This window comes from Microbacterium maritypicum (assembly GCF_041529975.1).
GTDB lineage: Bacteria > Actinomycetota > Actinomycetes > Actinomycetales > Microbacteriaceae > Microbacterium.
The window spans coordinates 3,848,897-3,871,349 of sequence record NZ_CP168030.1 but is presented as its reverse complement, the minus strand read 5'-3'; the positions used below and the strand labels follow the sequence as shown (position 1 = coordinate 3,871,349).

At 68.5% G+C, this 22,453-nt stretch carries 25 protein-coding genes; 10 read left to right on the top strand and 15 right to left on the bottom strand.

The window, feature by feature from the left end:
- Positions 1-40 precede the first annotated feature (40 nt).
- From ACCO44_RS18810 to ACCO44_RS18795, 4 genes are all read right to left on the bottom strand, one after another.
- Positions 41-511 (bottom strand): DUF3830 family protein, encoded by a 471-nt coding sequence (locus ACCO44_RS18810; protein ID WP_017829890.1) that lies wholly within the window; start codon positions 509-511, stop codon positions 41-43.
- Positions 508-1,266 carry a gamma-glutamyl-gamma-aminobutyrate hydrolase family protein gene (locus tag ACCO44_RS18805; RefSeq protein ID WP_181156360.1) on the bottom strand — a complete coding sequence of 253 codons (759 nt, stop codon included), beginning with the start codon at positions 1,264-1,266 and terminating at the stop codon, positions 508-510. Before ACCO44_RS18805 ends, ACCO44_RS18810 begins: the two co-directional genes overlap by 4 nt.
- The gene (locus ACCO44_RS18800; protein WP_372467756.1) at positions 1,263-2,759 is read right to left on the bottom strand and encodes an aldehyde dehydrogenase family protein; all 1,497 of its coding nucleotides are present in this window, start codon (positions 2,757-2,759) and stop codon (positions 1,263-1,265) included. Before ACCO44_RS18800 ends, ACCO44_RS18805 begins: the two co-directional genes overlap by 4 nt.
- Positions 2,760-2,868: 109 nt before the next feature.
- A complete protein-coding gene (locus ACCO44_RS18795; protein ID WP_029264229.1) occupies positions 2,869-3,894 on the bottom strand; it encodes an Lrp/AsnC family transcriptional regulator in 1,026 nt (341 codons plus the stop codon).
- 121 nt (positions 3,895-4,015) lie between these two features.
- On the opposite strand from ACCO44_RS18795, the gene ACCO44_RS18790 reads away from it, so the two are divergent.
- A complete protein-coding gene (locus ACCO44_RS18790) occupies positions 4,016-4,345 on the top strand; it encodes a DHCW motif cupin fold protein (RefSeq protein WP_372467755.1) in 330 nt (109 codons plus the stop codon).
- A gap of 83 nt (positions 4,346-4,428) precedes the next feature.
- Here the strand turns inward: ACCO44_RS18790 and ACCO44_RS18785 are convergent, their stop codons facing one another.
- Complete coding sequence (locus ACCO44_RS18785; RefSeq protein WP_029264231.1) at positions 4,429-5,076, bottom strand: hypothetical protein; 648 nt, start codon at positions 5,074-5,076, stop codon at positions 4,429-4,431.
- A 140-nt stretch (positions 5,077-5,216) separates the two neighbouring features.
- Entirely contained in the window at positions 5,217-7,775 is a 2,559-nt protein-coding gene (locus ACCO44_RS18780) for a fibronectin type III domain-containing protein (protein ID WP_372467754.1), read from the bottom strand.
- Positions 7,776-7,937: 162 nt separating this feature from the next.
- On the opposite strand from ACCO44_RS18780, the gene ACCO44_RS18775 reads away from it, so the two are divergent.
- Positions 7,938-9,365 carry a CCA tRNA nucleotidyltransferase gene (locus ACCO44_RS18775; RefSeq protein ID WP_372467753.1) on the top strand — a complete coding sequence of 476 codons (1,428 nt, stop codon included), beginning with the start codon at positions 7,938-7,940 and terminating at the stop codon, positions 9,363-9,365.
- A gap of 9 nt (positions 9,366-9,374) precedes the next feature.
- Here ACCO44_RS18775 and ACCO44_RS18770 read toward each other — a convergent pair whose 3' ends face one another.
- From ACCO44_RS18770 to ACCO44_RS18760, 3 genes are read right to left on the bottom strand one after another with little or no spacing between them, the layout of a single operon-like run.
- Positions 9,375-9,767, bottom strand: a complete 393-nt coding sequence (locus ACCO44_RS18770) for a type II toxin-antitoxin system VapC family toxin (protein WP_262002405.1) — start codon at positions 9,765-9,767, stop codon at positions 9,375-9,377.
- Positions 9,764-10,102 (bottom strand): hypothetical protein, encoded by a 339-nt coding sequence (locus tag ACCO44_RS18765; RefSeq protein ID WP_262002404.1) that lies wholly within the window; start codon positions 10,100-10,102, stop codon positions 9,764-9,766. The genes ACCO44_RS18770 and ACCO44_RS18765 overlap by 4 nt, the downstream gene beginning before the upstream one ends.
- A 46-nt stretch (positions 10,103-10,148) precedes the next feature.
- Positions 10,149-10,718 (bottom strand): dihydrofolate reductase family protein, encoded by a 570-nt coding sequence (locus ACCO44_RS18760; protein ID WP_372467752.1) that lies wholly within the window; start codon positions 10,716-10,718, stop codon positions 10,149-10,151.
- A gap of 69 nt (positions 10,719-10,787) precedes the next feature.
- Here ACCO44_RS18760 and ACCO44_RS18755 point away from each other — a divergent pair, with 69 nt between their 5' ends.
- From ACCO44_RS18755 to ACCO44_RS18735, 5 genes are all read left to right on the top strand, one after another.
- A complete protein-coding gene (locus ACCO44_RS18755) occupies positions 10,788-11,354 on the top strand; it encodes a TetR/AcrR family transcriptional regulator (RefSeq protein WP_372467751.1) in 567 nt (188 codons plus the stop codon).
- A 75-nt stretch (positions 11,355-11,429) separates the two neighbouring features.
- Positions 11,430-12,761 (top strand): GAF domain-containing protein, encoded by a 1,332-nt coding sequence (locus ACCO44_RS18750; protein WP_029264240.1) that lies wholly within the window; start codon positions 11,430-11,432, stop codon positions 12,759-12,761.
- A 106-nt stretch (positions 12,762-12,867) separates the two neighbouring features.
- Entirely contained in the window at positions 12,868-14,418 is a 1,551-nt protein-coding gene (locus ACCO44_RS18745) for an aldehyde dehydrogenase family protein (RefSeq protein ID WP_372467750.1), read from the top strand.
- 60 nt (positions 14,419-14,478) lie between these two features.
- Complete coding sequence (locus ACCO44_RS18740; RefSeq protein ID WP_372467749.1) at positions 14,479-14,880, top strand: DUF779 domain-containing protein; 402 nt, start codon at positions 14,479-14,481, stop codon at positions 14,878-14,880.
- Positions 14,881-14,969: 89 nt separating this feature from the next.
- Positions 14,970-15,179: a hypothetical protein gene (locus tag ACCO44_RS18735; RefSeq protein WP_372467748.1), complete on the top strand. Its 210-nt coding sequence runs from the start codon at positions 14,970-14,972 to the stop codon at positions 15,177-15,179.
- Between the two features lie 114 nt (positions 15,180-15,293).
- Here the strand turns inward: ACCO44_RS18735 and ACCO44_RS18730 are convergent, their stop codons facing one another.
- From ACCO44_RS18730 to ACCO44_RS18705, 6 genes are read right to left on the bottom strand one after another with little or no spacing between them, the layout of a single operon-like run.
- Positions 15,294-16,049 carry an ABC transporter ATP-binding protein gene (locus ACCO44_RS18730; RefSeq protein ID WP_372467747.1) on the bottom strand — a complete coding sequence of 252 codons (756 nt, stop codon included), beginning with the start codon at positions 16,047-16,049 and terminating at the stop codon, positions 15,294-15,296.
- Complete coding sequence (locus ACCO44_RS18725; RefSeq protein WP_372467746.1) at positions 16,046-16,843, bottom strand: ABC transporter ATP-binding protein; 798 nt, start codon at positions 16,841-16,843, stop codon at positions 16,046-16,048. Before ACCO44_RS18725 ends, ACCO44_RS18730 begins: the two co-directional genes overlap by 4 nt.
- Positions 16,840-17,700, bottom strand: a complete 861-nt coding sequence (locus tag ACCO44_RS18720; protein WP_181156362.1) for an ABC transporter permease — start codon at positions 17,698-17,700, stop codon at positions 16,840-16,842. The genes ACCO44_RS18725 and ACCO44_RS18720 overlap by 4 nt, the downstream gene beginning before the upstream one ends.
- Complete coding sequence (locus ACCO44_RS18715; protein ID WP_105712003.1) at positions 17,697-18,659, bottom strand: ABC transporter permease; 963 nt, start codon at positions 18,657-18,659, stop codon at positions 17,697-17,699. The genes ACCO44_RS18720 and ACCO44_RS18715 overlap by 4 nt, the downstream gene beginning before the upstream one ends.
- A 50-nt stretch (positions 18,660-18,709) precedes the next feature.
- Positions 18,710-20,203, bottom strand: coding sequence for an ABC transporter substrate-binding protein (locus ACCO44_RS18710; protein ID WP_167635196.1), 1,494 nt, complete (start codon positions 20,201-20,203; stop codon positions 18,710-18,712).
- A 28-nt stretch (positions 20,204-20,231) separates the two neighbouring features.
- A complete protein-coding gene (locus tag ACCO44_RS18705; RefSeq protein WP_372467745.1) occupies positions 20,232-20,927 on the bottom strand; it encodes a DUF1684 domain-containing protein in 696 nt (231 codons plus the stop codon).
- 224 nt (positions 20,928-21,151) lie between these two features.
- Here ACCO44_RS18705 and ACCO44_RS18700 point away from each other — a divergent pair, with 224 nt between their 5' ends.
- The 3 genes from ACCO44_RS18700 to ACCO44_RS18690 all read left to right on the top strand — a co-directional run bounded on the left by ACCO44_RS18700 (position 21,152) and on the right by ACCO44_RS18690 (position 22,385).
- The gene (locus tag ACCO44_RS18700; RefSeq protein ID WP_372467744.1) at positions 21,152-21,379 is read left to right on the top strand and encodes a hypothetical protein; all 228 of its coding nucleotides are present in this window, start codon (positions 21,152-21,154) and stop codon (positions 21,377-21,379) included.
- 225 nt (positions 21,380-21,604) lie between these two features.
- Positions 21,605-21,889 carry a DUF1778 domain-containing protein gene (locus ACCO44_RS18695; RefSeq protein ID WP_105712038.1) on the top strand — a complete coding sequence of 95 codons (285 nt, stop codon included), beginning with the start codon at positions 21,605-21,607 and terminating at the stop codon, positions 21,887-21,889.
- Complete coding sequence (locus tag ACCO44_RS18690) at positions 21,882-22,385, top strand: GNAT family N-acetyltransferase (protein WP_372467743.1); 504 nt, start codon at positions 21,882-21,884, stop codon at positions 22,383-22,385. The genes ACCO44_RS18695 and ACCO44_RS18690 overlap by 8 nt, the downstream gene beginning before the upstream one ends.
- The last annotated feature ends 68 nt before the right edge of the window (positions 22,386-22,453 follow it).

Here is a 22,453-nt window from a genome sequence, read left to right as displayed (position 1 = left end):
CACTGCTCCTTCGGGATGGGTCCAGCACTGAGTGAACGCCTTAGACCAGGCGTCCGATGGTGAGCTGCTTCGCTCCGTCGATGCGGATCGCGGCGCTCTCCTTGGCGAATTCCGCGAGTCCTTCGGTGATGCCGCCCCAGATGTTGACGGGTGTCCATCCGAGCGGGCCGAGAGTACGGGCACCACGATCGTAGAAGACTCCGATCTCGTACCACTCGAACGGCAGGCCGCCCATCTGCATCGGACGCTGCCAGTACCACTGCAGGTCACCCGGTGCGGGCACGACCTGCTGGTTCTCGAACGGAACCTTCTCGGGGTCGAAGTTCTGGGCCTCTTCGGGAAGGCCGACCATGACCTCGGGTCCGGCGTACATCGCGTGCATGGCCTGCATGGTGACCGGCTTCTCCAGCGCACCCCACATGGCTTCGCAGGTGCGAGGGGCGAGGTCCTCGAACAGGGTGGCGACGGCGCGGACGCCGTTCTCGTACTCGAGGAAGACCTGCTTGGTCATCGTGTTCCTTTCTCTGCAGCGGGGTGTTCCGCTGCGCGTTCACGGGCGGCCGAGACGAACGCCGCGAACAGCGGCATCTCCTCTGCGGCCTCATCGGGGGCGATCATCTTCTCGGGGTGCCACTGCACCGCCCAGAAGGGCCAGTCGTCGTCGGCCTCGACGGCTTCGACGATGCCGTCCGGAGCCCAGGCGACCGGATGGAGGCCGGGCGCGGTGACGTCGATCGACTGGTGGTGGATGGTGTTCACGACGCGGTTCCGCGTGCCGTAGAGCGCCGCGAGACGGCTGCCTTCGGCGAGCGTGATCGGATGCCGTGCCGCCAGCTGCTGGTCGGCGCCGCGCACGGGCTGGTGGTCAGCGGTCGTCGGGATGTCGACGATCAGCGATCCTCCGAAGGCGACGTTGCTGACCTGGAGGCCGCGGCAGATCGCCAGCACCGGCAGACCGCGTTCACGGGCTCCGCGGGCGAGCGCGAGTTCGTAGCCGTCGCGCGAGGGGTCGTAGTTCTTGCCCTCCTGCGGCGCGGCGCCGTAGCGCGAGGGGTGCACGTCTTCTCCGCCGGAGAGGACGAGCCCGTCCAGACGGTCGAGCACCTCGTCGACGCCGGCGGTCGGTGGCAGCAGCACCACGGCGCCGCCGGCGGCCTCTACGGGTGCCGCGTACTCGGTGCCCAGGCTGTGCGCCGGACGGCCGCTGCCGAGGTCGGTGTCGATGAACCGGCGCCAGGTGGTGATGCCGATGAACGGGCGGGTCACGAGAGCTCGATCCAGGTGGTCTTCAGGTCGGTGAACTTCTCCAGGGCGTGCAGGCTCTTGTCGCGGCCGAAACCCGATCCCTTGACGCCGCCGAAGGGGATCGTCATGTCGCCCTCCTCGAAGCAGTTGACCCAGACGACTCCGGCGCGCAGGCGCCGCGACAGGGTGTGCACGGCGTTGAGGTCGGTGCTCCAGAGGGCGGCGGCCAGACCGAACTCGGTGCCGTTCGCGATCGCGAGCGCGTCTTCCACGTCGTCGTATGCGATGACCGACAGCACGGGTCCGAAGACCTCGCGCTGGGCGATTTCGTGCTGAGGGGTCACTCCGAGCACGACCGGGGCGAAGTAACTGCCGCCGTCGACGGCTCGGAAGCGCTCGGCACCGCCGGCGGCGAGCTCAGCGCCCTCGGCCTGGGCGCGCTCGACGAATCCGGCGATGCCCGCGAGCTGCCGCTCGCTGACGATCGCGCCCATCGAGGTGCCGACGTCGAAAGGGTCGGCGGGGAGACTCGTGCGCGCGACCTCGGCCGCGATCTCCAGCGCGCGGTCGCGCTGAGCCCGCGGCACCAGCAGGCGGGAGGATGCCGTGCACATCTGCCCCTGGTTGTAGAAGCAGCCGTCGGCGGTGGCGCGCACGGCCCGTTCCAGGTCGGCATCCGGCAGCACCAGGCTCGCGGTCTTGCCGCCGAGCTCGGGCCAGACGCGTTTGCCGTTGGACGCGGCCGAGTAGCCGAGGAACTTCCGGCCGACCTCGGGCGAGCCGGTGAAGGTGACCACGTCGACGTCGGGGTGTTCGCCGAGTGCGCGGCCGGCGACCTGGCCGGTGCCGGGCGTGACGTTGAGGACGCCGGCGGGGATCCCGGCCTCGACCGCGAGCTCGGCGAGACGCAGCGCGGAGAAGGTGGTGTGCTCGGCGGGCTTGAGCACGACGCTGTTGCCGACCGCGAGGGCGGGGGCGAGCTTCCACGCGGTCATCGTCAGCGGGAAGTTCCACGGCACGACGGCGGCGACCACTCCGGCCGGCTCGCGGGTCACGAGGGCGAGGCTGTTCGGCGCGGTGACCGGCATCTCGTCGAGCACCTTGTCGGCGGCCTCGCCGTACCAGCGGAAGCAGTTGACGACCGCGCGCAGCTCGGTCTGCAGGGCCTCGCGGATGGGCTTGCCCATCTCGAGCGAGATCGTGAGGGCGAGCTCCTCGGCGTTGTCGTGGATCTTCTGCGCGAAGGCGATGAGCAGCTGGCCGCGCTCACGGGGCGCGATGCGCGACCAGACGCCGGAGTCGAAAGCGGCGCGGGCCGAGCGGACGGCGCGGTCGACGTCACCGGCAGAGGCGGCCGTGATCGGCGGGAGCGCACGACCGTCTCGCGGGCTCACGGGAGTCAGAGGCTCGGCCGAGCCCGCCTCCCACGCGCCGTCGATGAACATGCGCGTGTGCAGGGGCAGCGTCGCCGCGCGATCCGCCCAGTCGTCTCCAGTAGCCGTGAACACGATCATCCTCTCCAGGGGTGATGGCCCTGGAGAGGATACTCGCCCTATTTCGCCACTAGGTCAAGCCATTAAGAACGATCTCGCCATTTCGTTACATGCCAGTAACAGAATCGGCCTACAGGCGGATGGCGCCGGTCGGCATGTCATTCGCCAGCGCCTCCGGGGCCTCGTCGACGATCAGCGAGCCGCGCAGCACCGGGGTGATCACCACGAGCGACTCCACGACCTCGAGGCCCTCGTGCCCCGCGACCGCCGGGCCCGTGAGGAAGCGGTAGAACTCGTCGGCATCCTTCACGAGCACATTGGCGAGCAGCTGCGAGGTGCCGGTGGTGGCCGCGATGAACTTCACCTCGGGGGCGGCGGCGAGGGCCGCGCCCACCTTCTCGAGGCGGGCCATCGGCACGCGCAGCCATACGAGAGCCTCGAGTCCCAGACCGAACAGGCTCGGCACGACCTCGGTGCGCGGGTGCATCAGTCCGCGGCGGCTCAGGGACTCCATGCGCCGGCGCGTGGTCGTGACGTTGAGGCCCAGGGCGCGGGAGAGCTGGGCCACCGGCATCCGCCCGTCCTTCAGGAGGAGTCGGATCAGAGCCTCTTCGTCGTCGCTGAGGGAGTCGGCGGGGTCGACCTCCGAGCCGGACGACTCGTCGAGCATGCGGGCCTGTTCGTCGGTCAGTACGCCCGCACGCCAGTCGTGCCCCGAGCGGAAGAACTTCAGGACAGTGGTGACGTTGATCGAGTCGATGCCCTCGAGCTCCGGGAAGTCGGTGAACAGCAGCTCGCGGATGGAGGCGTCGTCGTGGGGGAGCAGCATGCCGGCGATGTCGCTGCTGCCCTCGAGCACCGAGACCGACGAGGCGTCCGCGCGGCGGGCAAGGGTGCGCGCCACATGCCACAGGGCGTGCGGCTCGGTCGTGATGCGGAACAGCACCGCGCGGGCGTGCAGCACGCGGGCGGGGTCGACGTAGGTGGAGACGCGGACCAGTCCGCGATCGAGCAGCCGCTGGCCCCGACGGGCGACGGTGCGCTCGGGCAGGTCGACCACGCGGGCGATCTCTCCCCACGACGCACGGCCGTTCACCTGCAGGGCCGCGGCGACGATCCGATCGGTCTCGTCGGCCATCACATCGTTCGCGGGCACGGGCTCTCCTTCAGCGGGACGGACTCGGTGGAAGGTTATCCCAGTCCGGGCACGCGCTGAGGCGTCGGTGGTCTCCTCGGCGCGGCAGAGTGGAGCGTCGCCGATGACCCATACTGAACCGATGAACCTTCCCGGACACGCTTTCAGCACCACCACCTGGGCAGAGATCGAACCCACCGTCCACCCGGGAATCACGGGGCAGGCGGTCTGGCGATCACAGCAGATCGGAGACACCCGCATCCGCATGGTCGAATACTCGCCGGGCTACGTCGCCGACCACTGGTGCTCGCGCGGCCACGTGCTGTTCGTCGTCGAGGGCACCCTCGAGACGGAGCTCGAAGACGGTCGGACCTTCACTCTGCACGCCGGGGAGAGCTATCAGGTCGGCACGGACATGGATGCCCATCGCTCGAGCACCGAGACCGGCGCGCGTCTGTTCGTCGTCGACTGACGTCCGGCGTCCTCGCCATCCCGACTGTCAGGCTGGTGACCTAGGTCGTCGGCTGCTCGCCAGCCCTGACCCGTGGACTCGAATCAGATGTCGCTGAAGTCGTTGCCGCCAGTGCTGAGGCGTGAGACGGCGTCGTCGGTGATCTTCAGGTCGATGTACTCCACACCGACCTCACCGGGATTCACGAGGGACGACGTGCCGGGAACCTCTCGGACGCCGATACTGAGATAGTCGGCGGTGCCGTCGCCGTCCTCATCCCACCCGTCCACGGCTCCCGCGGCAATCGCCTCGGCGCGCGTCGAACCGATGCCGATGCCCTCCGGGGTGCGGAACGTGACGCCGGGGGCATCCGCCGACACGACGAGATCGATACGCGGCTCTCGGACCGTCGCTTTCGTTCCTTCCCAATCGAACCCGGCGTACACGCTGCCATAGGGACCCTCGACCGGACCTTCGATCGGTGCCGATCCGAATGCATCGGTGAGGGCGGCGACAGCACCCTCCGAGTCGTCGTACGCGATCACGGGTCCGCTGTCGACCGAAAGCCCGTCGACGGAGATCTCGACGATGCGGTCAGCCGGCGTGGGGGTGGCGGAAGGAGAATCGGCGGGCGATGACGTCGGTGACGGGGAGGCTGATCCGTCCGTGCTCGCGGGGGTGCAGGCGGTGAGCGAGAATCCCAGCAGCACGGCGGCAGCGGAAGCGAGGACGAGGCGGGAGCGACGGTGCATGGCACGAGCCTAGGGTGAGCGCGGGGGAGGGGTCTGACGCGCAGCGAGCGCAATCTGCATCGTTACCGATGGGAGATCTGTGCGCGGTAAAAGGGCGCCGCCGAGGTCGAAACCCCGACGGCGCCCGTGGATGCTGCGGACTACTCGGCCTCGGTCACCTCGACCGTGGCGTGCTGCCGACGGCGGCGCATCGCGAACAGGCCGAGGCCCGCCGCGAGGAGCACGACCGCTGCGACGATGTACGGGACGCTGTCGGCACCCGTGGTGGCGAGGTCGCCGTCCGCGCCACTCGAACCGCCCGAGCCGTCACCTGGCGTGACCGCTCCGCCGCCGGACACCGCGGTGACGGTGACGGAGGCCGTGACCTCGGTGCCGTCGGGCAGGATCGCGGCGAGCGTGTGCGCCCCGGCCGGGGTGTTGGCCGGGATCGTCACCGTGCGCTGGAACGAGCCGTCCGCACCGGCGGTCACCGTGCCCAGCTGCACCGGGTCGGAGCGCAGCTCGAGTCGCAGCTCGGCTCCTTCCGCGAAGCCGCTGCCCGAGACCGCGAGAGTGCTGCCGGCCGTGACCGATGCCGCGCCCAGCTCGATCTCGGCGGGAACCTCGGGCTCCGGCGTGACCGGAGGCGTGACGCCCTTCTCGGTGACCCACTTCTCGCCGGCATCCGACTTCGTCACCGTGAACGTGTCGTACACGGCTCCGACGGGGAGGTCGGTGGTGGCATCCGGCTGCTTCTCCGCCAGGTACGAGCGGTAGACGAGCTGATTCTTCGAGACGTCGATCACCTGGTAGGTGGTGACGCCCTGGCCGCGCAGCACCTGGGTGGCGCCGTTGTTGGTCCAGACGTTCTTCTCCGGCGTCTCGAGCTCGTAGTGCTTCGCGCCGGAGTTCGACACCACGTAGACCGGGCCGGTGGTGATGCCGGGCGTCTCGGTCGCATCGGTGTTCACGTAGCCGCGGGCGTAGGTGTGGTCGTGGCCCATGAGCACCAGGTCGATGTCGTTGCGCTGGAACACGGGGACCCAGTCGGCGCGGAGCTTCGGCTCGTCGCGACCCTCGGATGCCGAGAAGACCGGCTGGTGGAAGGTGACGACATTCCACTTCGACGGGCTGTTCTGCAGCAGCAGGTCGAGCCAGGCGCCCTGGAAGCGGATCCACAGCTCCTCGCCCTGGGCGATCGGGCAGTCGGCACTCGTGCACGACGGCAGCGCCGGCGGGGTGAGGAAGGTCGCGTCGCGCGTCGCGTTGAGCGTGATGAAGCGCACGCCCTGGTAGTCGGTGTAGTACGCGGTCTCGGCGGCGAAGGCGCTCCAGTGCTCGAAGAGAGCACGGTACTGGGCCGCGACCTCGGTGTCACCCTTGGCGAGATCGGCCAGTTCGCCGATGGAGCTCATCGACGGGTTGTTGTGCGGGTACTCGAAAGCGGCCTTCCACGCGGTGAGCAGCTTGTCGCCCGAGTACTCGTGGTTGCCGGGGGCGGCCATCACGTTGGTGCGCACGGCCGAGTCCTTCATACCCTTGAACCAGTTGACCCATTCGTCCTCGTTGCTGGACTTGTTGATCAGGTCGCCCGCGTGCACGGAGCCGATCGAGCGCGGAGCGTTGGCCTCCGCCTGCTTCACGACGCTCGGCCACGTGGTGTCGAGTCCGATCTGCGCGTCGCCGTAGTAGATGAACTGGAAGTCGGTCGCCTTCGGGTCGGCCGTGCGGAACTCGTACCAGTCGCTCCAGCTGCCGGGCAGGCCGACGCGGTAGCGGTATTCGGTCGCCGCGGTGAGACCGGTGACGGTCGCCGAGAAGTGCTTGTTCGGGTTGCCGTTCACGACACCGGCGTCGTACGCGTCGACGGTGCGGACGTCGCCACCCGCGGTCGGCGCGATCTCGACGTGTCCGACCGTGTGCGACGCGTCGCCCGCGAGCCACGAGAACGCCTGGGAGATGGCCGGCTGCTCGGTCGGGGTCAGGATGACGCGGGTCGGCGGCGCGATCACGGGCGTGCCGGGGTCGGATGCCTCCACCAGGGTCAGCGACGACATGTCGAAGTAGATGTCGGAGCTGGTCTCGCGGTCCTGGAACAGCGAGACGGCGATCGTGTTGGTGCCGTCGTGCAGCAGGTCGCCCTCGGCGCTGAACGTGGTCGTCAGCGGGTCGCCGTTGGAGTCGCCGGCGTACTCGACGTTCTTCGTGTCGGTGATGCGGCCGTCGACGTAACGGGCGACCTCTTCACCGTTGATCCACACGATCACGGCGTCGTCGTAGGTGATCGTGCTCTGCAGCGCCGCGACCTGCTCGGCGACTCCCGCCTCGAGCTCGAACGTCGTGCGGAAGAAGTACGTCGGCACGGTCGGCGCCTTCACGCCGTCGAGGTAGTGGTTCAGGAGCGTCTTCGGCGTCTGCGGGCCCACCGCTCCGAGCTTGCCGTTCTTCGCGCCGAACGAGCCGGGAGCGGTCTTCCAGCTGCCGTCGTCGAACGCCGGGGGCGTCCAGTCACGGAGCGCGGCCGGTGCGGGCGACGGGTCGGATCCGTCGTCGAGGTAGTGCCAGGCGGTGTCGCCGGTGATCAGCGAGCCGGTCGGCACTTCGGGCTCGGGGGCGGCGAGGGCCGCGGGGGCGACGACAGCGCCGCCGAGCAGCGCGAGGAGCGCGACGGACGTCAGTCCGTGACGCCGCCAGCGCACCGCAGGGGTGGGGGAGGTCATGTCAGTCCTTCATGGGGGTGGGTTTCCGTGCTCAGCCGCACGGGGCCCCTCCACCCCATCGGTGTCGGGTGACGGGAGGCTGGCCCTCGGGCGACCGGGAGGTGAACGGTGTGGGCGGTACCTGCCGAAGCCCCACCGGCCCATCCCGGTACGCTGGAACCCATGCTCAACATGGCTGACGGCCTCGCCCGTCTCGGTGCGCTCGCCGAGAACCCGGTCGTCCGCACCCTCTCGACGGCGTTCGCGGATGCCGGCTTCGACCTGGCTGTGGTCGGTGGCCCGGTGCGCGATGCGCTGCTGGGTCGGGCGACGCACGACCTCGACTTCACGACGAACGCCGCGCCCGACGAGATCCTCGCCATCGTCACGCCGATCTCGACCGCGCAGTGGGACATCGGGCGCGCGTTCGGCACGATCGGCGCGCGCGTGCAGGGCGAGCAGGTCGAGATCACGACCTATCGTGCCGACAGCTACGACGGCGTGACCCGCAAGCCCACGGTCGAGTTCGGCGACACGATCGACGGCGACCTCGTGCGCCGCGACTTCACCGTCAACTCCATGGCGCTCCAGGTGCCCGCCGTGAAGCTGGTCGATCCGACCGGCGGCGTGGAAGACCTCATCGCCGGCATCCTGCGTACCCCGGCCGACCCGCGGATCTCGTTCGGCGACGACCCGCTGCGGATGCTGCGTGCGGCCCGCTTCAGCGCCCAGCTCGGATTCCGGGTCGAGGAGGCCACGGCCGAGGCGATCGCCGAACTGCGCGAGACCCTCAAGATCGTGAGCCCGGAGCGCATCCAGTCCGAACTCGTGCGCCTCATGCAGACCGACGATCCGGTGCGCGGCATCCGGGTGCTGGTCGACACCGGCCTGATCGACGAGTTCCTCCCCGAGGTCACCGAACTGCGCCTCGAGGTCGACGAGCACCACCACCACAAAGACGTCTACGAGCACTCCCTCACCGTGCTCAGCCAGGCGATCGAGCTCGAGCACTCCCGGCATCCGGGCGCCGCCCCCGATGTGCCGCTGCGCCTCGCCGCGCTGCTGCACGACATCGGCAAGCCGCGCACGCGCAAGCTCGAGCCCGGTGGCGTGGTGACGTTCCACCACCACGACGTCGTCGGCTCGCGCATGGCTCGCAAGCGCCTGCAGTCCCTGCGGTTCGACACCGACACGACCGATGCCGTCGCCACGCTGATCGAGCTGCATCTGCGCTTCTTCGGTTACGCCGAGGGCACCTGGACGGATGCCGCAGTGCGGCGGTACGTGCGCGACGCGGGTGACCTGCTGGAGCGCCTGCACATCCTCACCCGCGCCGATGTGACCACGCGCAACAAGCGCAAGGCCGGACGCCTGGCCAGCGCGTACGACGACATCGAATCGCGCATCGCAGCGCTGCGCGAGCAGGAGGAGCTCGACTCCATCCGTCCGGAGATCGACGGCAACCGCATCCAGCAGGTGCTCGGCATCGCGCCAGGCCGTGAGGTGGGCGAGGCGTACCGGTTCCTGCTCGATCTGCGGTTGGACGAGGGCGTGCTGGGTCCCGATGTCGTCGAGCAGCGGCTGCGCGAGTGGTGGGCCGCGCGGGGCTGATTTCTGGCGTCAGCGCAGTTCGGGGACGATGATCTCGACCTCGTCGGACACGAGTTCGAAGTCCTTCGGGTTGAACGTGAGGACAGCGGCGCCGAGCGCGTAGGCGTGACCGGCCAGCATGATGTCCTTACTCCGGGCGTGGGCGGGACGGTTCAGGATCACCCGTGACGCGAGGCGCGCGTAGCCATCGGCGGCGGCTTGATCGAACGGAAGCCAGTCGGCTTCGAGCAGTGCCGACAACCGCATCAGTTCGTTGCGTCGACGGCGACGGAGAACCGGATCTGTCGCCCGCTCGACTCCGAGTTGCAGCTCGGAGTACGCGATTGCACTGAGCGCCACGTCAGCCGGCGGCAATCGGACGGCATCGAGCCGGATGAGGACGTTCGTGTCAAGAAGGATCACGGCTTCTCCCACGGATCTCTGAAGGAGTCGAGGAAGAACGGGTTCTTGCGGTCGGCCTCCAGTTCGGCCAGCCATTCCTCCCGCATCTTGTCCTGTTCCGGAGTCGACGGGTTCGCATCGACCCTCGCCATCACCTCGCTCGAGGGGACCGACCACCGTCGTGGCCGAGGCACCCGCTGCTGGAGTTGCGCCTCGAGCCCGCTCTCATCGCCCTGCGCCAAGCGCGTCAGCACATCTCGCACCTCGGCCTCCATCGAGCGGGAGTTCCGCCGGGCACGTTCTTTGAGCGCGACGACGACGTCATCGCTGAGATTGCGGATGGTCACGGTTGCCATGTCTGCCTCCTGACAGCAGAATGCTAGCACCCGGTCCGCGGCCGCGTCACGCCTCGCGACGACGCTTCAGCTCGGTGAAGACGACCCCGCTTTCGTAGGCGACCGTCTCGACGATGTCGAAGCGTTCGGGGCGATACGGGCGCTCGCCGAACAGCGGGATGCCCGATCCGAAGAGCAGGGGCTGCCGCTTCAGCACGAGCCGGTCGATCTCGTCGGCGAGCGATGCGGCGAGAGCGCCGCCTCCGCAGAGCCAGATGTCGGCGCCGTCCTCCTGCTTCAGCCGCCGCACCACCTCGACCGGATCCTCGGCCGTGACCTCCAGGTTCTCGGCCTCGGCGGTCTTCGTGCGGCTGAACACGATCTGGCGGAGGTGCGAGTACGGGCTGGGCAGGCCGCCCACCTGATAGGTGTTCCAGCCCATCAGCACCGTGTCGAAGACCTCGCGCGTCTGGGCGATGCCGAGGGCTTCGGCCGCGACGGTGGGGAGTGTGTCGGCGAAGCGGTCGTTGATCCCGTCCATGTGGTCTCCCTCGATGAGGAAGGCGTCGAATTCACCGTTCGGCCCGGCGATGTAGCCGTCGAGGGTGACGGCGGCGTAGTACACGAGTTCGCGCATGATGATCCAATCACTACAGATGTAGCAGTTACAGTACAACAGACGTAGTGATTGCGCTAGTCTCATGTCATGGCGAAGAACGACTCCCGGCGACGGACGATCGCGGATGCCGGACTCACGGTGCTCGCCCGAGAGGGCTCGCGCGGGCTCACGCACCGCGCGGTCGACATCGCCGCGCAGGTTCCGACGGGCACGACCTCGAACTACTTCCGCAGCCGCGATGCCCTGATCGAGGGACTCGTCGAGCGGATCGGGGAGCGCCTCGCACCCGCGCCCGAAGATCTGGAGCGACGCGCGACGGCCGAGCCCGGTCCCGCGCTGTTCGCCGACTACATCCGCGACATCGTGCGACGGCTGACCGAGGATCGGGACGTGACGCTCGCCCTGTTCGAGCTGAGGCTCGATGGCGGGCGGCGGCCCGAGGTCGCCGCGGTCCTCGGCGCCTGGCAGCGGGCCGGCTTCGACGGCGACGTCGCGTTCAACGCCGCGGCCGGCCTCCCCGGCGGACGCCGCGAGATCGCCCTGTTCCACTACGCCATCGATGGGCTGCTGCTCGACAGGCTGACCACGCCGATCGATCCGGAGACGTCCACCGACGACGTGATCGACGACCTGGTCGCGGGGCTCATCCGCTGACACGGCGGGTGTTCCCTCGTGGGCGTGCTGCTCATACACTGAGTCAACGCACATCTTCGACGATCGGAGACCGCTGTGTCTGCGCCGTGGCAGGTATCCCGCGAGTCGCTTCCGGCGACATCGCGACTGATCGTCGAGCGCGCGCACGAGGAACTGCTGGCCGGCAACCTCGAAGACCGAAGGCTGCAGGCGGTGCGACCCCTCGTGCGCGAGTCGTGGGAGCGGTCGTGGCGGCGAAGGGTCGGGCCCGAGGCCGCTCCGCCGCTCGAACTCGTCAGCGATGAGCTCGACGAGTACCGTCTCGCGCATCCGCTGGCATCGGCCATGGACATGATCCGCGCATTGCTTCTGCCCGGCGAGACCGAGGACACCGGCGTGATCATCGCGGTGGGCGACCAGGCCGGGCGCCTGCTGTGGATCGAGGGCGACGATCAGCTGCGTACGCTCACCGACGACATGGGTTTCGTCGCCGGCGCGAACTGGTCGGAGGATGCCGTCGGCACGAGCGCGCCCGGCACCGCCCTCGCTCTCGGCCAGTCCGTGCAGATCCGCGGCGCCGAGCATTACAACCGACTCGTGCATCCGTGGTCGTGCACGGCTGCACCGGTGCGCGACCCGGAGACGAAGCGGGTGCTGGGTGTGATCGACATCACCGGCGGCCCGGATGTCGTCTCGCCGCAGGCGCGGCTGCTGGTCGATGCGACCGCCCGTGCCGTGGAATCGGAGCTGATGGTCGCGCGGCTGCGGGAACGGAGCGAGGCCCCCCGGAACAGGCCGACGACCTCGAAGCCGCGCACCCCCGTGACCGCCCGGGCGACGCTGCATGTGCTCGGACGGGACCGCGCGCGGCTGGAGACGGAGTCGGCGCACGACGAATCGATGATCGAGCTCAGCGCGCGGCACGCCGCCATCCTGCTGATGCTCGCCGTGCATCGTCAGGGGCTCTCTGCCGAGCGGCTGTGCGAACTCGTCTACGGCTCCGGCGTCTCGCCCGACACGCTGCGGCCTGAGATGGTTCGTCTGCGAAAGGTGCTCGAGCGTACGGCCCCCGACCTGGTTCCGGAGTCGCGTCCGTACCGGCTGCCCGTCGCCCTCGACACGGATGCGCACGATGTGCTCTCCCTGCTCGACCGCGGCGCGCACCGCGTGGCGCTCACCGCCTATCGCGGACCCGTGCTGCCGGAGTCGACGTCTCCCGGGGTCGAGGACTTCCGCGAATCGGTGCGCGCGGCGCTGCACGAGGCGATGCTGTCGGAGGCGAGCCTCGACGTTCTGCTCGCCTACGCCGAGATCCCGGAGGGTCAGGGGGATGCCGAGGCGCTGCGCCTCGCCCTGGAGATGCTTCCGGCGCGATCGCCGAAGCGCGCGGGAGTGGTCGCGCGCATCGAGCGTCTCGCCGCCGACTGAGGCCTCGCAATATATTGCAACGTTGCGCATCGGGGTGCAACGTCGCGCGACCTACCGTCGGAGCACAGCCGCGAACCGAAGCGCGGCTCCGTCGAAGGAGACCCCCATGAGCATCGTCGAAGAAGACGTGTCCCTCGCCTATGCCGCTCCCGGGCAGCCGGGTGCCGTCGCGAACTATCGCCCGCAGTACGGCCACTACATCGGCGGCGAGTTCGTCGCCCCCGTGAAGGGCCAGTACTTCGAGAACATCAGCCCGGTCAACGGCAAGCCCTTCACCGAGGTCGGCCGCGGCACGAGTGAAGACATCGACCGGGCCGTCGACGTCGCCTGGAAGGCCTTCGCGAGCTGGGGCAAGACGAGTCCGGCCGAGCGATCGGTGATCCTCAACCGCATCGCCGATCGGATCGAGCAGCATCTCGAAGAGATCGCGGTCGCCGAGACCTGGGAGAACGGCAAGCCGGTTCGCGAGACCCTCGCCGCGGACATCCCGCTCGCCGTCGACCACTTCCGCTACTTCGCCGGGGTGCTCCGCGCGCAGGAGGGCGGCATCAGCCAGCTGGACGAGAACACCGTGGCGTACCACTTCCACGAGCCGCTCGGGGTGGTCGGTCAGATCATCCCGTGGAACTTCCCGATCCTGATGGCGGTGTGGAAGCTGGCTCCCGCGCTCGCCGCAGGCAACTGCGTCGTGATCAAGCCGGCCGAGCAGACTCCGGCATCCCTGCTCTTCCTGTTCGACATCATCGGCGACCTGCTGCCCGCCGGTGTCGTGAACATCGTCAACGGCTTCGGCATCGAGGCGGGCGCTCCGCTCGCGCAGCACAAGCGCATCCGCAAGGTGGCCTTCACGGGAGAGACCACGACCGGCCGTCTCATCATGCAGTACGCCTCGCAGAACCTGATCCCGGTGACGCTGGAGCTCGGAGGCAAGAGCCCGAACGTGTTTTTCGAGGATGTCGCCCGCTCGACCAGCGACGCGTTCTACGACAAGGCGCTCGAGGGCTTCACGATGTTCGCTCTGAACCAGGGCGAGGTCTGCACCTGCCCCTCGCGCGCACTGATCCAGCGGTCGATCTACGACGGCTTCCTCGCCGACGGGCTGGAGCGGGTCGGCAAGGTCGTGCAGGGAAACCCGCTCGACCCGGCGACCATGATCGGCGCGCAGGCGTCGAACGACCAGCTGGAGAAGATCCTCAGCTACATCGACATCGGCAAGCAGGGCGGGGCCAGGCTGCTCACGGGCGGCGATCGGGTCGACCTCGGCGGCGATCTGAGTGAGGGCTTCTACGTCGCTCCGACCGTGTTCGAGGGCACGAACGACATGCGCATCTTCCAGGAGGAGATCTTCGGCCCCGTGCTGTCGGTCACGTCGTTCGACGGCTTCGACGACGCGATCTCGATCGCGAACGACACCCTCTACGGGCTCGGCGCGGGAGTCTGGAGTCGCAGCGGCGACACCGCCTACCGCGCAGGGCGGGCGATCGAGGCCGGACGCGTGTGGACCAACACGTATCACCAGTACCCCGCGCACGCCGCGTTCGGCGGATACAAGCAGTCGGGCGTGGGTCGCGAGAACCACAAGATGATGCTCGACCACTACCAGCAGACGAAGAACCTCCTCGTCTCCTACGCGGAAGGGCCGATGGGCTTCTTCTGAGCTCGAATCCGGGCGGGCGCTCCGGCGTCCGCCCGGACCCATCCGTGAAGGGCGGAAACCATGGTCAGCATCGGCACCTATCAGAGGGTCGACGTGACAGACGCCGCGGCATCCCTCGTCCGCGACCTGACCGCGCAGCACGGGCCGCTCATGTTCCATCAGTCCGGCGGATGCTGCGACGGGTCATCGCCCATGTGCTATCCGGTCGGGATGTTCATCACGGGCCCGGGCGACGTGCTGCTGGGGTCTCTCGACGTCGAGCTCGACGCCCCTGTCGAGGTCTACATGTCGGAGTCGCAGTTCGAGTACTGGAAGTACACGCACCTGACCATCGACGTCGTGCCCGGTCGCGGTGCCGGCTTCTCGGTCGAGGGCCCGACCGGGATGCGGTTCCTGATCCGCTCCCGGATGCTGAACGACGCGGAACTTGAGTACTTCGGGCTGGCGGCGTCGGGGACCTGAGGGGCGCGGTGCGGCATTTCGGCTATTTGGCGGCACGACGTAAGCTACAGCAACGTCGTGGCGAGGTCATGCAACCCATAGGAGTGATCGTGAAGCAGAAGCTCCGTCGGGTGATGGTCGGCATCGGCCTGCTCGGCGTCGCTGTCATCGTTCTCGCCATCGTCATGGCGGTTGTCGACGGGTACGTCTCCGACGACACACACGGGACCGGTAACCTCGCGCCAGCCGCGCTCACGTTCCTTCTCGGCGCATGTCTCGCGCTCCTGGGATTCGGCAGCGTTCTCTTCCGTAGAGAGTGATCCGACTTCCCTGACGACGATGAATGCGGGAGTGGGTCAGACACGCTCCCGCATTCCTCATTCCTATCGGCTGACTGCGGGGGACTTCTCTGTCTGACCTGACGCTGAACTGCGTCAGCGCGGCAGTCGCGGAACCGCGTCGACCAGCGCCCGGGTGTACGGGTCCTGCGGATCGTGCAGCACCGTCGCCGTCGCACCCTGCTCGACGACGCGACCGTTCTGCAGCACGACCGTGCGGTCGCAGGCCGCCGCGATCGCGGTCAGGTCGTGCGACACCATCACGAGCGATAGGCCGTTCTCGCGGCGCAGCCGGTCGAGCAGTTCGAGCACCTGCACCCGGGTCGTGACGTCGAGCGCACTCACCGGCTCGTCAGCCAGCAGCAACCGCGGGCGCGACACCACGGCCCGCGCGATCGCGATGCGCTGACGCTGACCGCCGGAGAACTCGTGCGGGTACCGGCGTGCGGTGTCGGCGGGAAGCCCGACCGAATCGAGCGCCTCGGCGATGCGGCGCTGGGCGTCGGCACCCGATGCCAGGCCCAATGACCGGAGCGGCTCGCCGATGATCCGGTCGATGCGCTGGCGAGGGTCGAGCGACGAATACGGATCCTGGAAGACGGGCTGCACGCTCGCGCGGAACCGCCGCATCTGGGCGCGGTCACGCAACGACAGGGGTGCGCCGTCGAACAGCACCTGGCCATCGCGCGGAGCGGCGAGGCCAAGCATCAGCCGCAGGATCGTGGACTTGCCCGCACCCGATTCGCCCACGAGACCGAGCGAGTCGCCCTCGGAGAGGCTCACCGAGATGTCGTCCAGCACCCGGCGGGAACCGTACGCGAATCCGGCGCCTTGCAGTTCGAGGATCGTCATCGCGTGCCCTCCCCGGCGTCGAGGTACGCGTCGAGGGCGCGGGCGCTGTCGACCAGCATCCGCGTGTACGGCTCCGCCGGCTCCTGCAGCACCTGGGCCACCGGCCCCGCCTCGACGACACTTCCGTCGCGCAGCACCACGATGCGATCGACCATGCGCGAGACCACGGCCAGGTCGTGGCTGATGAACAGCAGCGCCATGCCCCGCTCGGCGACCAGCCGCTCCAGCAGCGCGAGCACGCCGTCCTGCACCGTGACGTCGAGCGCGGTCGTCGGCTCGTCGGCGATGAGCAGCTGCGGTTTGGCGGCGAGGGCGATGGCGATCGCCACGCGCTGACGCTGACCACCCGACAGCTCGTGCGGGTAGGCGCGCGCGAACCGCGGTTCCGACAGGGCGACCTCGTCGAGGGCCGCCGCGACAGCCGCATGCAGCTCGGCGCCACGCAGCCCGAGATGGCGGCGCAGCGGTTCGGCGACCTGCTGGCCGACCCGCATCAGCGGATCGAGAGCGGTGAGCGGCTCCTGGAAAACGATCTGCGCCACCGGTCCGCGCAATGGCCGGAGATCGGCATCCCGAGCGTCGACGACCTGATGCCCGTCGAGCAGCACGGAACCCGATGCGACGAGGGCATCCGGCAGCAGCCCGGTGACCGCCAACGAGGTCAGAGACTTGCCCGAACCGGACTCGCCGATCAGCCCCAGGCGCTCGCCGGCCCCGAGCGAGAACGACACGTCGCGCACGAGCACGCCGGACGCCGAGCGGACCGTGAGACCGGTGACATCGAGAAGGCTCATCGGCTCCTCCTGCGGGTCGGGTCGGCGAGGTCGCGCAGACCGTCGGCAAGGAAGTTCACACCGAGCACGAGCGCGATGATCGCGACACCGGGAGCGATCGCACCGACCGGAGCCGTGAGCACGGTGCCCTGCGCCTCCTGCAGCATCCGCCCCCACGAGGCGTTGGGCGGCGGCGCGCCGAGGCCCAGATACGACAGGCTCGCCTCCGCGAGCACGGCAGCGCCGAACTGCAGCGCGAGGCTCACGGCGAGCGTCGGCGCGATGTTCGGCAGCACGTGCTGGAACACGATTCCGATCACGCTCGTGCCGCTCGTGCGGGCCGCCGTGACGAACTGCTCCTGCAGCACGCGACGCGCGAGGATGCGGGTGAGACGCGCGACCACCGCCGACATCGCGAGCCCGATCGCGAGCACCGCCGACCACAGGGACGCACCCTGGACGGCGACCACCAGCATCGCGAGCAGCAGCACGGGGAAGGCGATCACCACGTCGAGTCCGGCCGAGAGCGTGTCATCGACCCAGGGTCGGGCGAAGGCGGCGAGGAGGCCGATGATCGTGCCGAGGACAGCCGCGATCGCGACCGAGCAGGTTCCGACGATGAGGGCGATCCGCGCGCCCCACATCAGCTGCGAGAGCAGGTCGCGACCGAGTCGGTCGGTTCCGAGCAGGTGCAGCGTGCTCGGTCCTTCGAGACGGCCGCCGCTGGTGTCGGCGAGCGGATACGGAAGCCAGAACAGGGAGACCAGCGCCATCAGCACGATGAGGCCCGTGAGCACGATCCCGATGACGAGGGTCGCCTTCGGACGCCGGCGCACGGGCACGGATCCGGTGATCAGCTGTTCGGCGACGCGGCTCATCGGTTCCCCGAGACGCTGGTGCGCAGGCGCGGGTCGATCAGGCGCTGCACGATGTCGGCGGCGAATCCGACGAGCAGCACGAAGAGGGTGCTGACGACGAGAACGCCCTGGATGACCTGGAAGTCGTGCTGCTCGATGGCCGACAGCAGCAGGCTGCCGAGACCGGGAAGGGTGAACACGCTCTCGACGACGACCGCGCCGAGCAGAGTCGTCGACAGCTCGATGCCGAGGATCGCGACGACCGGCACCGCGCCGTTGCGCACACCATGACGCAGCAGCGCCTCACCCATGCCGGAGCCTCCGGCGCGAGCGGTGCGCAGGTAGTCGCTGCCCAATACGTCGAGAGTGGCTGAGCGCACATATCGGCTGAGGGAGGCGCTCATCACGATCACGATCGTGGTGATCGGCAGGGCGAGCGATCGCAGCGCGTCGGCGGGGTCCTCCCAGTCGTCGCGGGGGAAGCCGCCGGAGGGCAGCGCGCCGAGTCCGAGCGCGAACACCCAGACGAGCACGACGCCGACCCAGAACACCGGGACGGCAACACCGAGCTGCGCGAACCCCGAGAGCACGATGCCGTACCAGCGGTCGGACTTCACGGCCGCGGTGATGCCGATCACGAGCGAGACCAGCAGGGCGATCGTGAAGGCGATGAGCGTGAGCGGAATGGTCACGGCGAGGCGGTCGGCGATGTCGGGTCCGACGGGACGCGAGCTCAGGAACGATTCACCGAGGTCGAAGCGGAGCAGCTGCCCCGCCCACGTCGTGAACTGCTGCAGCAGGGGCTGGTCGGAGCCGACCTGCTCGCGGGCCGCGGCGATCTGCTCGGGGGTCGCGTTCACCGAGAGCAGCGCGTTGGCCGGGTCGCCGGGAAGCAGGCGCAGCAGCACGAAGATCGCGACCATCGCGACGACGAGCGACACCACGAGGAACGCGAGGCGGCGCAGCAGGTAGGCGAGCATGTGTTCTCAGGATGACGAGGGGATGCCGACGCGCGGCATCCCCTCGCACGTCAGGACTTGACGATGTCGTAGGCGAAGAACTGCGAGTTCAGGCCGTTGACCGGGTACCCGCTGAGGTCACTCGAGGCGACCACGATCTGCGGGTACAGGTACAACCATACGCTCGCGGCATCCGCGGCGATCTTCTCGTTGACCTGCTTCAGCAGGGCCGTCTGCTCGTCGGTCGTGGTGGCCTGTTCGGCGTCGGCGACCCACTTCTGCACCTCGGCGTCGTTGTAGCCCCAGTAGAAGTCGGGGTTGCCGTACCAGACCACATCGCGGTCGTTCACGTGCTCCTGGAGGGTGGCCTCGAAGTCCTGCTCTTTGAAGACCTTCGTGTACCACTCGTCGGCGCTGATCGTGTTGATCTCGACCGTGATGCCGACCTCGGCGAGCTGCGACTGCAGGAACTCCGCGACGGCGGGGTGCGGGTCGTAGCTCGGGGTGTCGAGGGTGAACGTGAAGCCGTCGGCGTAGCCGGCCTGCGCGAGCAGGTCCTTCGAGAGCTCCACGTCGTAAGGGTTAACCGAGGTGAGGTCTTCGTACCAGGGGTCGGTCGGGGGAACCATCGAGCCGATCAGGGTGCCGTAGTCGCCCCAGATCGATTCGAGCAGCTTCTTCGTGTCGATCGCGGAGTAGATCGCCTTGCGCACGAGGGCGTCGTCGAAGGGGGCGACGCGGTCGTTGAACGCGAGCAGCTCCTTCGTGGTCGAAGTGCCCTCGCTGATCACGTACTCGTCGTTGTCGAACTGCGCGAGCGAGTCGGGGCTCTGCACGCTGGTGATCACGTCGATCTCACCCGTGAGCAGCGCGTTGTTCTCGGCCGTCGCGTCGGTGAAGTACGTGTAGACGACCTCGCCGTTCTTGGCGGGCTCGCCCCAGTAGTCGTCCCAGCGATCGAGGGTGAGGGTCGAGCCCTTCTTCCACTCGTCGAGCGTGTACGGACCGGTGCCGTCTTCGGCGCTGGTGATGTCGCCGGCCTCGTCGTTCACGATCCAGACGTAGCTGAGGTTGTAGAGGAACGAGATCGACCGCTGCGACAGCGTGAACACGACGGTCGAGTCGTCGGGGGTGGCGATGTCGGCGATCACGCCGAAGCTCGACTTGCGCGCCGACACGGAGTCTTCGGCGGTGACGGCCTCGACGCTCGACTTCACGTCGGCGGAGGTGAGTGGGTCGCCCGAGTGGAAGGTCACGTCGTCGCGCAGCGTGATCGTGTAGGTCAGACCGTCGTCGGACACCTGGGCGTCTTCGGCGAGCAAGGGTTCGACCTCACCGTCGTCCGTCAGCCGGTACAGGCCCTCGTAGACGTTGCCGGTGAGGGCCTCGGTCACGCCCTGGCCGCCACCCTGGGTGTTGCTGAGGTTGGTGGGCTCGTACAGCGAGCCGATGAAGACGGTGGCGTCTTCGCTCGAGGCGTCGTCGGTCGTGCCCGACGCGCAGCCGGCCACGAGGGCGAGCGTGGCGACGGCGCCGAGCGCGCCGAGGATGCGAGTTCTTCTCATGACTACTCCAGGGTGAGAGTGCGCGGTGTCAGACCGCGTAGATGTCGAAGCCGTCGCGGAAGACGACGTTCTTCTCGCCTGCTCGGATAGGCAGGGGGAAGCGGTTGGATGCCGGCGGCAGCGGGCAGTTGTACTGCGCGCTGAAGCCGCAGGGCGGCACGAACGCGCGGTTGAAGTCGAGGGTGACGGAGCCCTCGTCGTCGCGCAGCTGGACGAACAGGAAGCGACCGGATCCGTAGGTCTCCGAGCCGTTGGTCTCGTCGCCGAAGACGAGCAGCAGCGTGCCGCCGTCGTCGAAGGCGGCGAGGTCGTACTCGCGGCCGTTCAGCTCGAGGCGGATGTCGCCCGGGACGACGAGGTCGCGGGTGCCGCCGTTGTCGCGGATGTGTTCGAACGAGACCCGGCGCTCTCCGGACACGGGGGTGAAGTGGCCCTCGAGCACCCACGCCGGGTCGTACTCGTACGTGTCGATGCGGTCGAACGCGCGGATCGCGGGGGCATCGGCATCCCAGACGCGCAGGCCGTGCTCCGCCTGGCCGGTCTCGATGTTCGTGCGCTGGATCGGCGTCACGGTCTCGGTGGGGGACGCGGCGCGCTGCGCCGCATCCAGGTCGGGGAGCTCGCCGGTCCAGCGCGTCTCGACCAGGGCGAGGTTGCCGGTGGCAGACGTGACGGAGGCGCGGCGCTCGGCCTGCCACTGGGTGTGCTCTTCGCGTTCAGACATCACTCTCAATTCTCCGGCATGCAGAACGGGGTGGGGCCGGGCTCGTCACTCGGGGTAACGAGGTCCGTGCTCAGCCACGGGTTCGTCAGTGCGGTCGGATTATCGCGTAGCGTTATAGCTCATGACTCTTTGTCCTGGAGTCTGCTGGACAACGGAAGAGCACCATGCATATCCGGAATGTCTGATGGGTACTTCACATGCTGACGATGGAGAGGAATGAAGCCGTGAGTGCAGAACGTAAGCCCATTCGGGCGCAGTCGCTTGGTCGTGCGTTGGCCGGCTGGATCTTCGTTTTCCTCGCCGCGTGCATGGCGTTTGGTGCAGCCGCTACCGCAGTCGATGAGGGATGGCGGATCTTCTTGTTCATCGATGGCGTCGTACTGGTTTTGGGACTTGTCGTTCTCATGTCGATGTGGATCCTTCGCCGACGTCGCGCGGTAGCGCAGGCGTAACGCCCTCTGGGCCCGCCCAGTAGGCGGCTCGCCCGACACAGGGGGGCGCCTCCGCCTTTTATCGGGAGATGCCGGGGTAGGTCTGATGTGAGGACCGATGGGGATGCGTCGCGCTGCGCGACGCATCCCCATCGGGGCCGAACCCGTCACCCGGGATAACGAGTTCCGTCGCTCAGCCGCACGGAGGCTCCCATGTGTACGGCGATCTGCCGTACACTCGACTTCATGAGCACCTCGACTTCTCCGCTGAAGAGCGCCCGTCTGGAGTTCCGCGTCACGGCGGATCAGAAGGAGACGATCGAAGAGGCGGCCGCGATCGAAGGTCGTACCGTGACCGACTTCTCGGCTTCCGTCCTCGTGGAGCGAGCACAGGAGGTCATCGAGCGCGAACGCCGATTGCTCGTCGATGCCGTGCGGTTCGACGCCTTCATCGAGGTGATGGAACGCCCGCCACGCACCGTCGAGGGCCTCCGCGAGCTGCTGAGACGTGAATCCGTCTTCGTTGACTGAGTTCCTGACGCCGCGGCCCCTTGCGTCCGGCGACAAGCTGTCCGACTTCCGCTGCGGCGAGGAGAGCCTCGATATCTGGCTGCGCGGCCGGGCCCGCTCGAATGAGAAGAGCGGCGCCTCGCGCACGATGGTCTCGGTCACGCGCGAGGGGAGGGTTGCGGGGTACTACTGCCTGGCCTCCAGCGCCATCGACCGAGGAGACGGACCGCCACCGCTCGCCGCCGGCATGCCAGCGTCCGTTCCTATCGTGTTGTTGGGGCGACTGGCCGTGGATCAGGAGTACTCGGGCTGCGGCCTGGGTTTCTCGCTTCTGCAGCACGCGACGATGCGGGCGCTCGAAGCCGCAGACGCCATCGGCGTCCGCGCCATCCTGGTGCACGCGATCAACGACGAGATCGTCCCGTTCTGCGAGCGGTTCGGCTTCACCGCCTTCCCGGATGCGCGTCGCACCCTCTTCCTCCTCGTGAAGGACGCACGCGCGACCCTCGCGCTGTGACGGGGCCGTCGCGTTCCCCGGAGTGACGCACTCGGATGCTCACGCGAACGGGAGTCTCGTACTCTGAC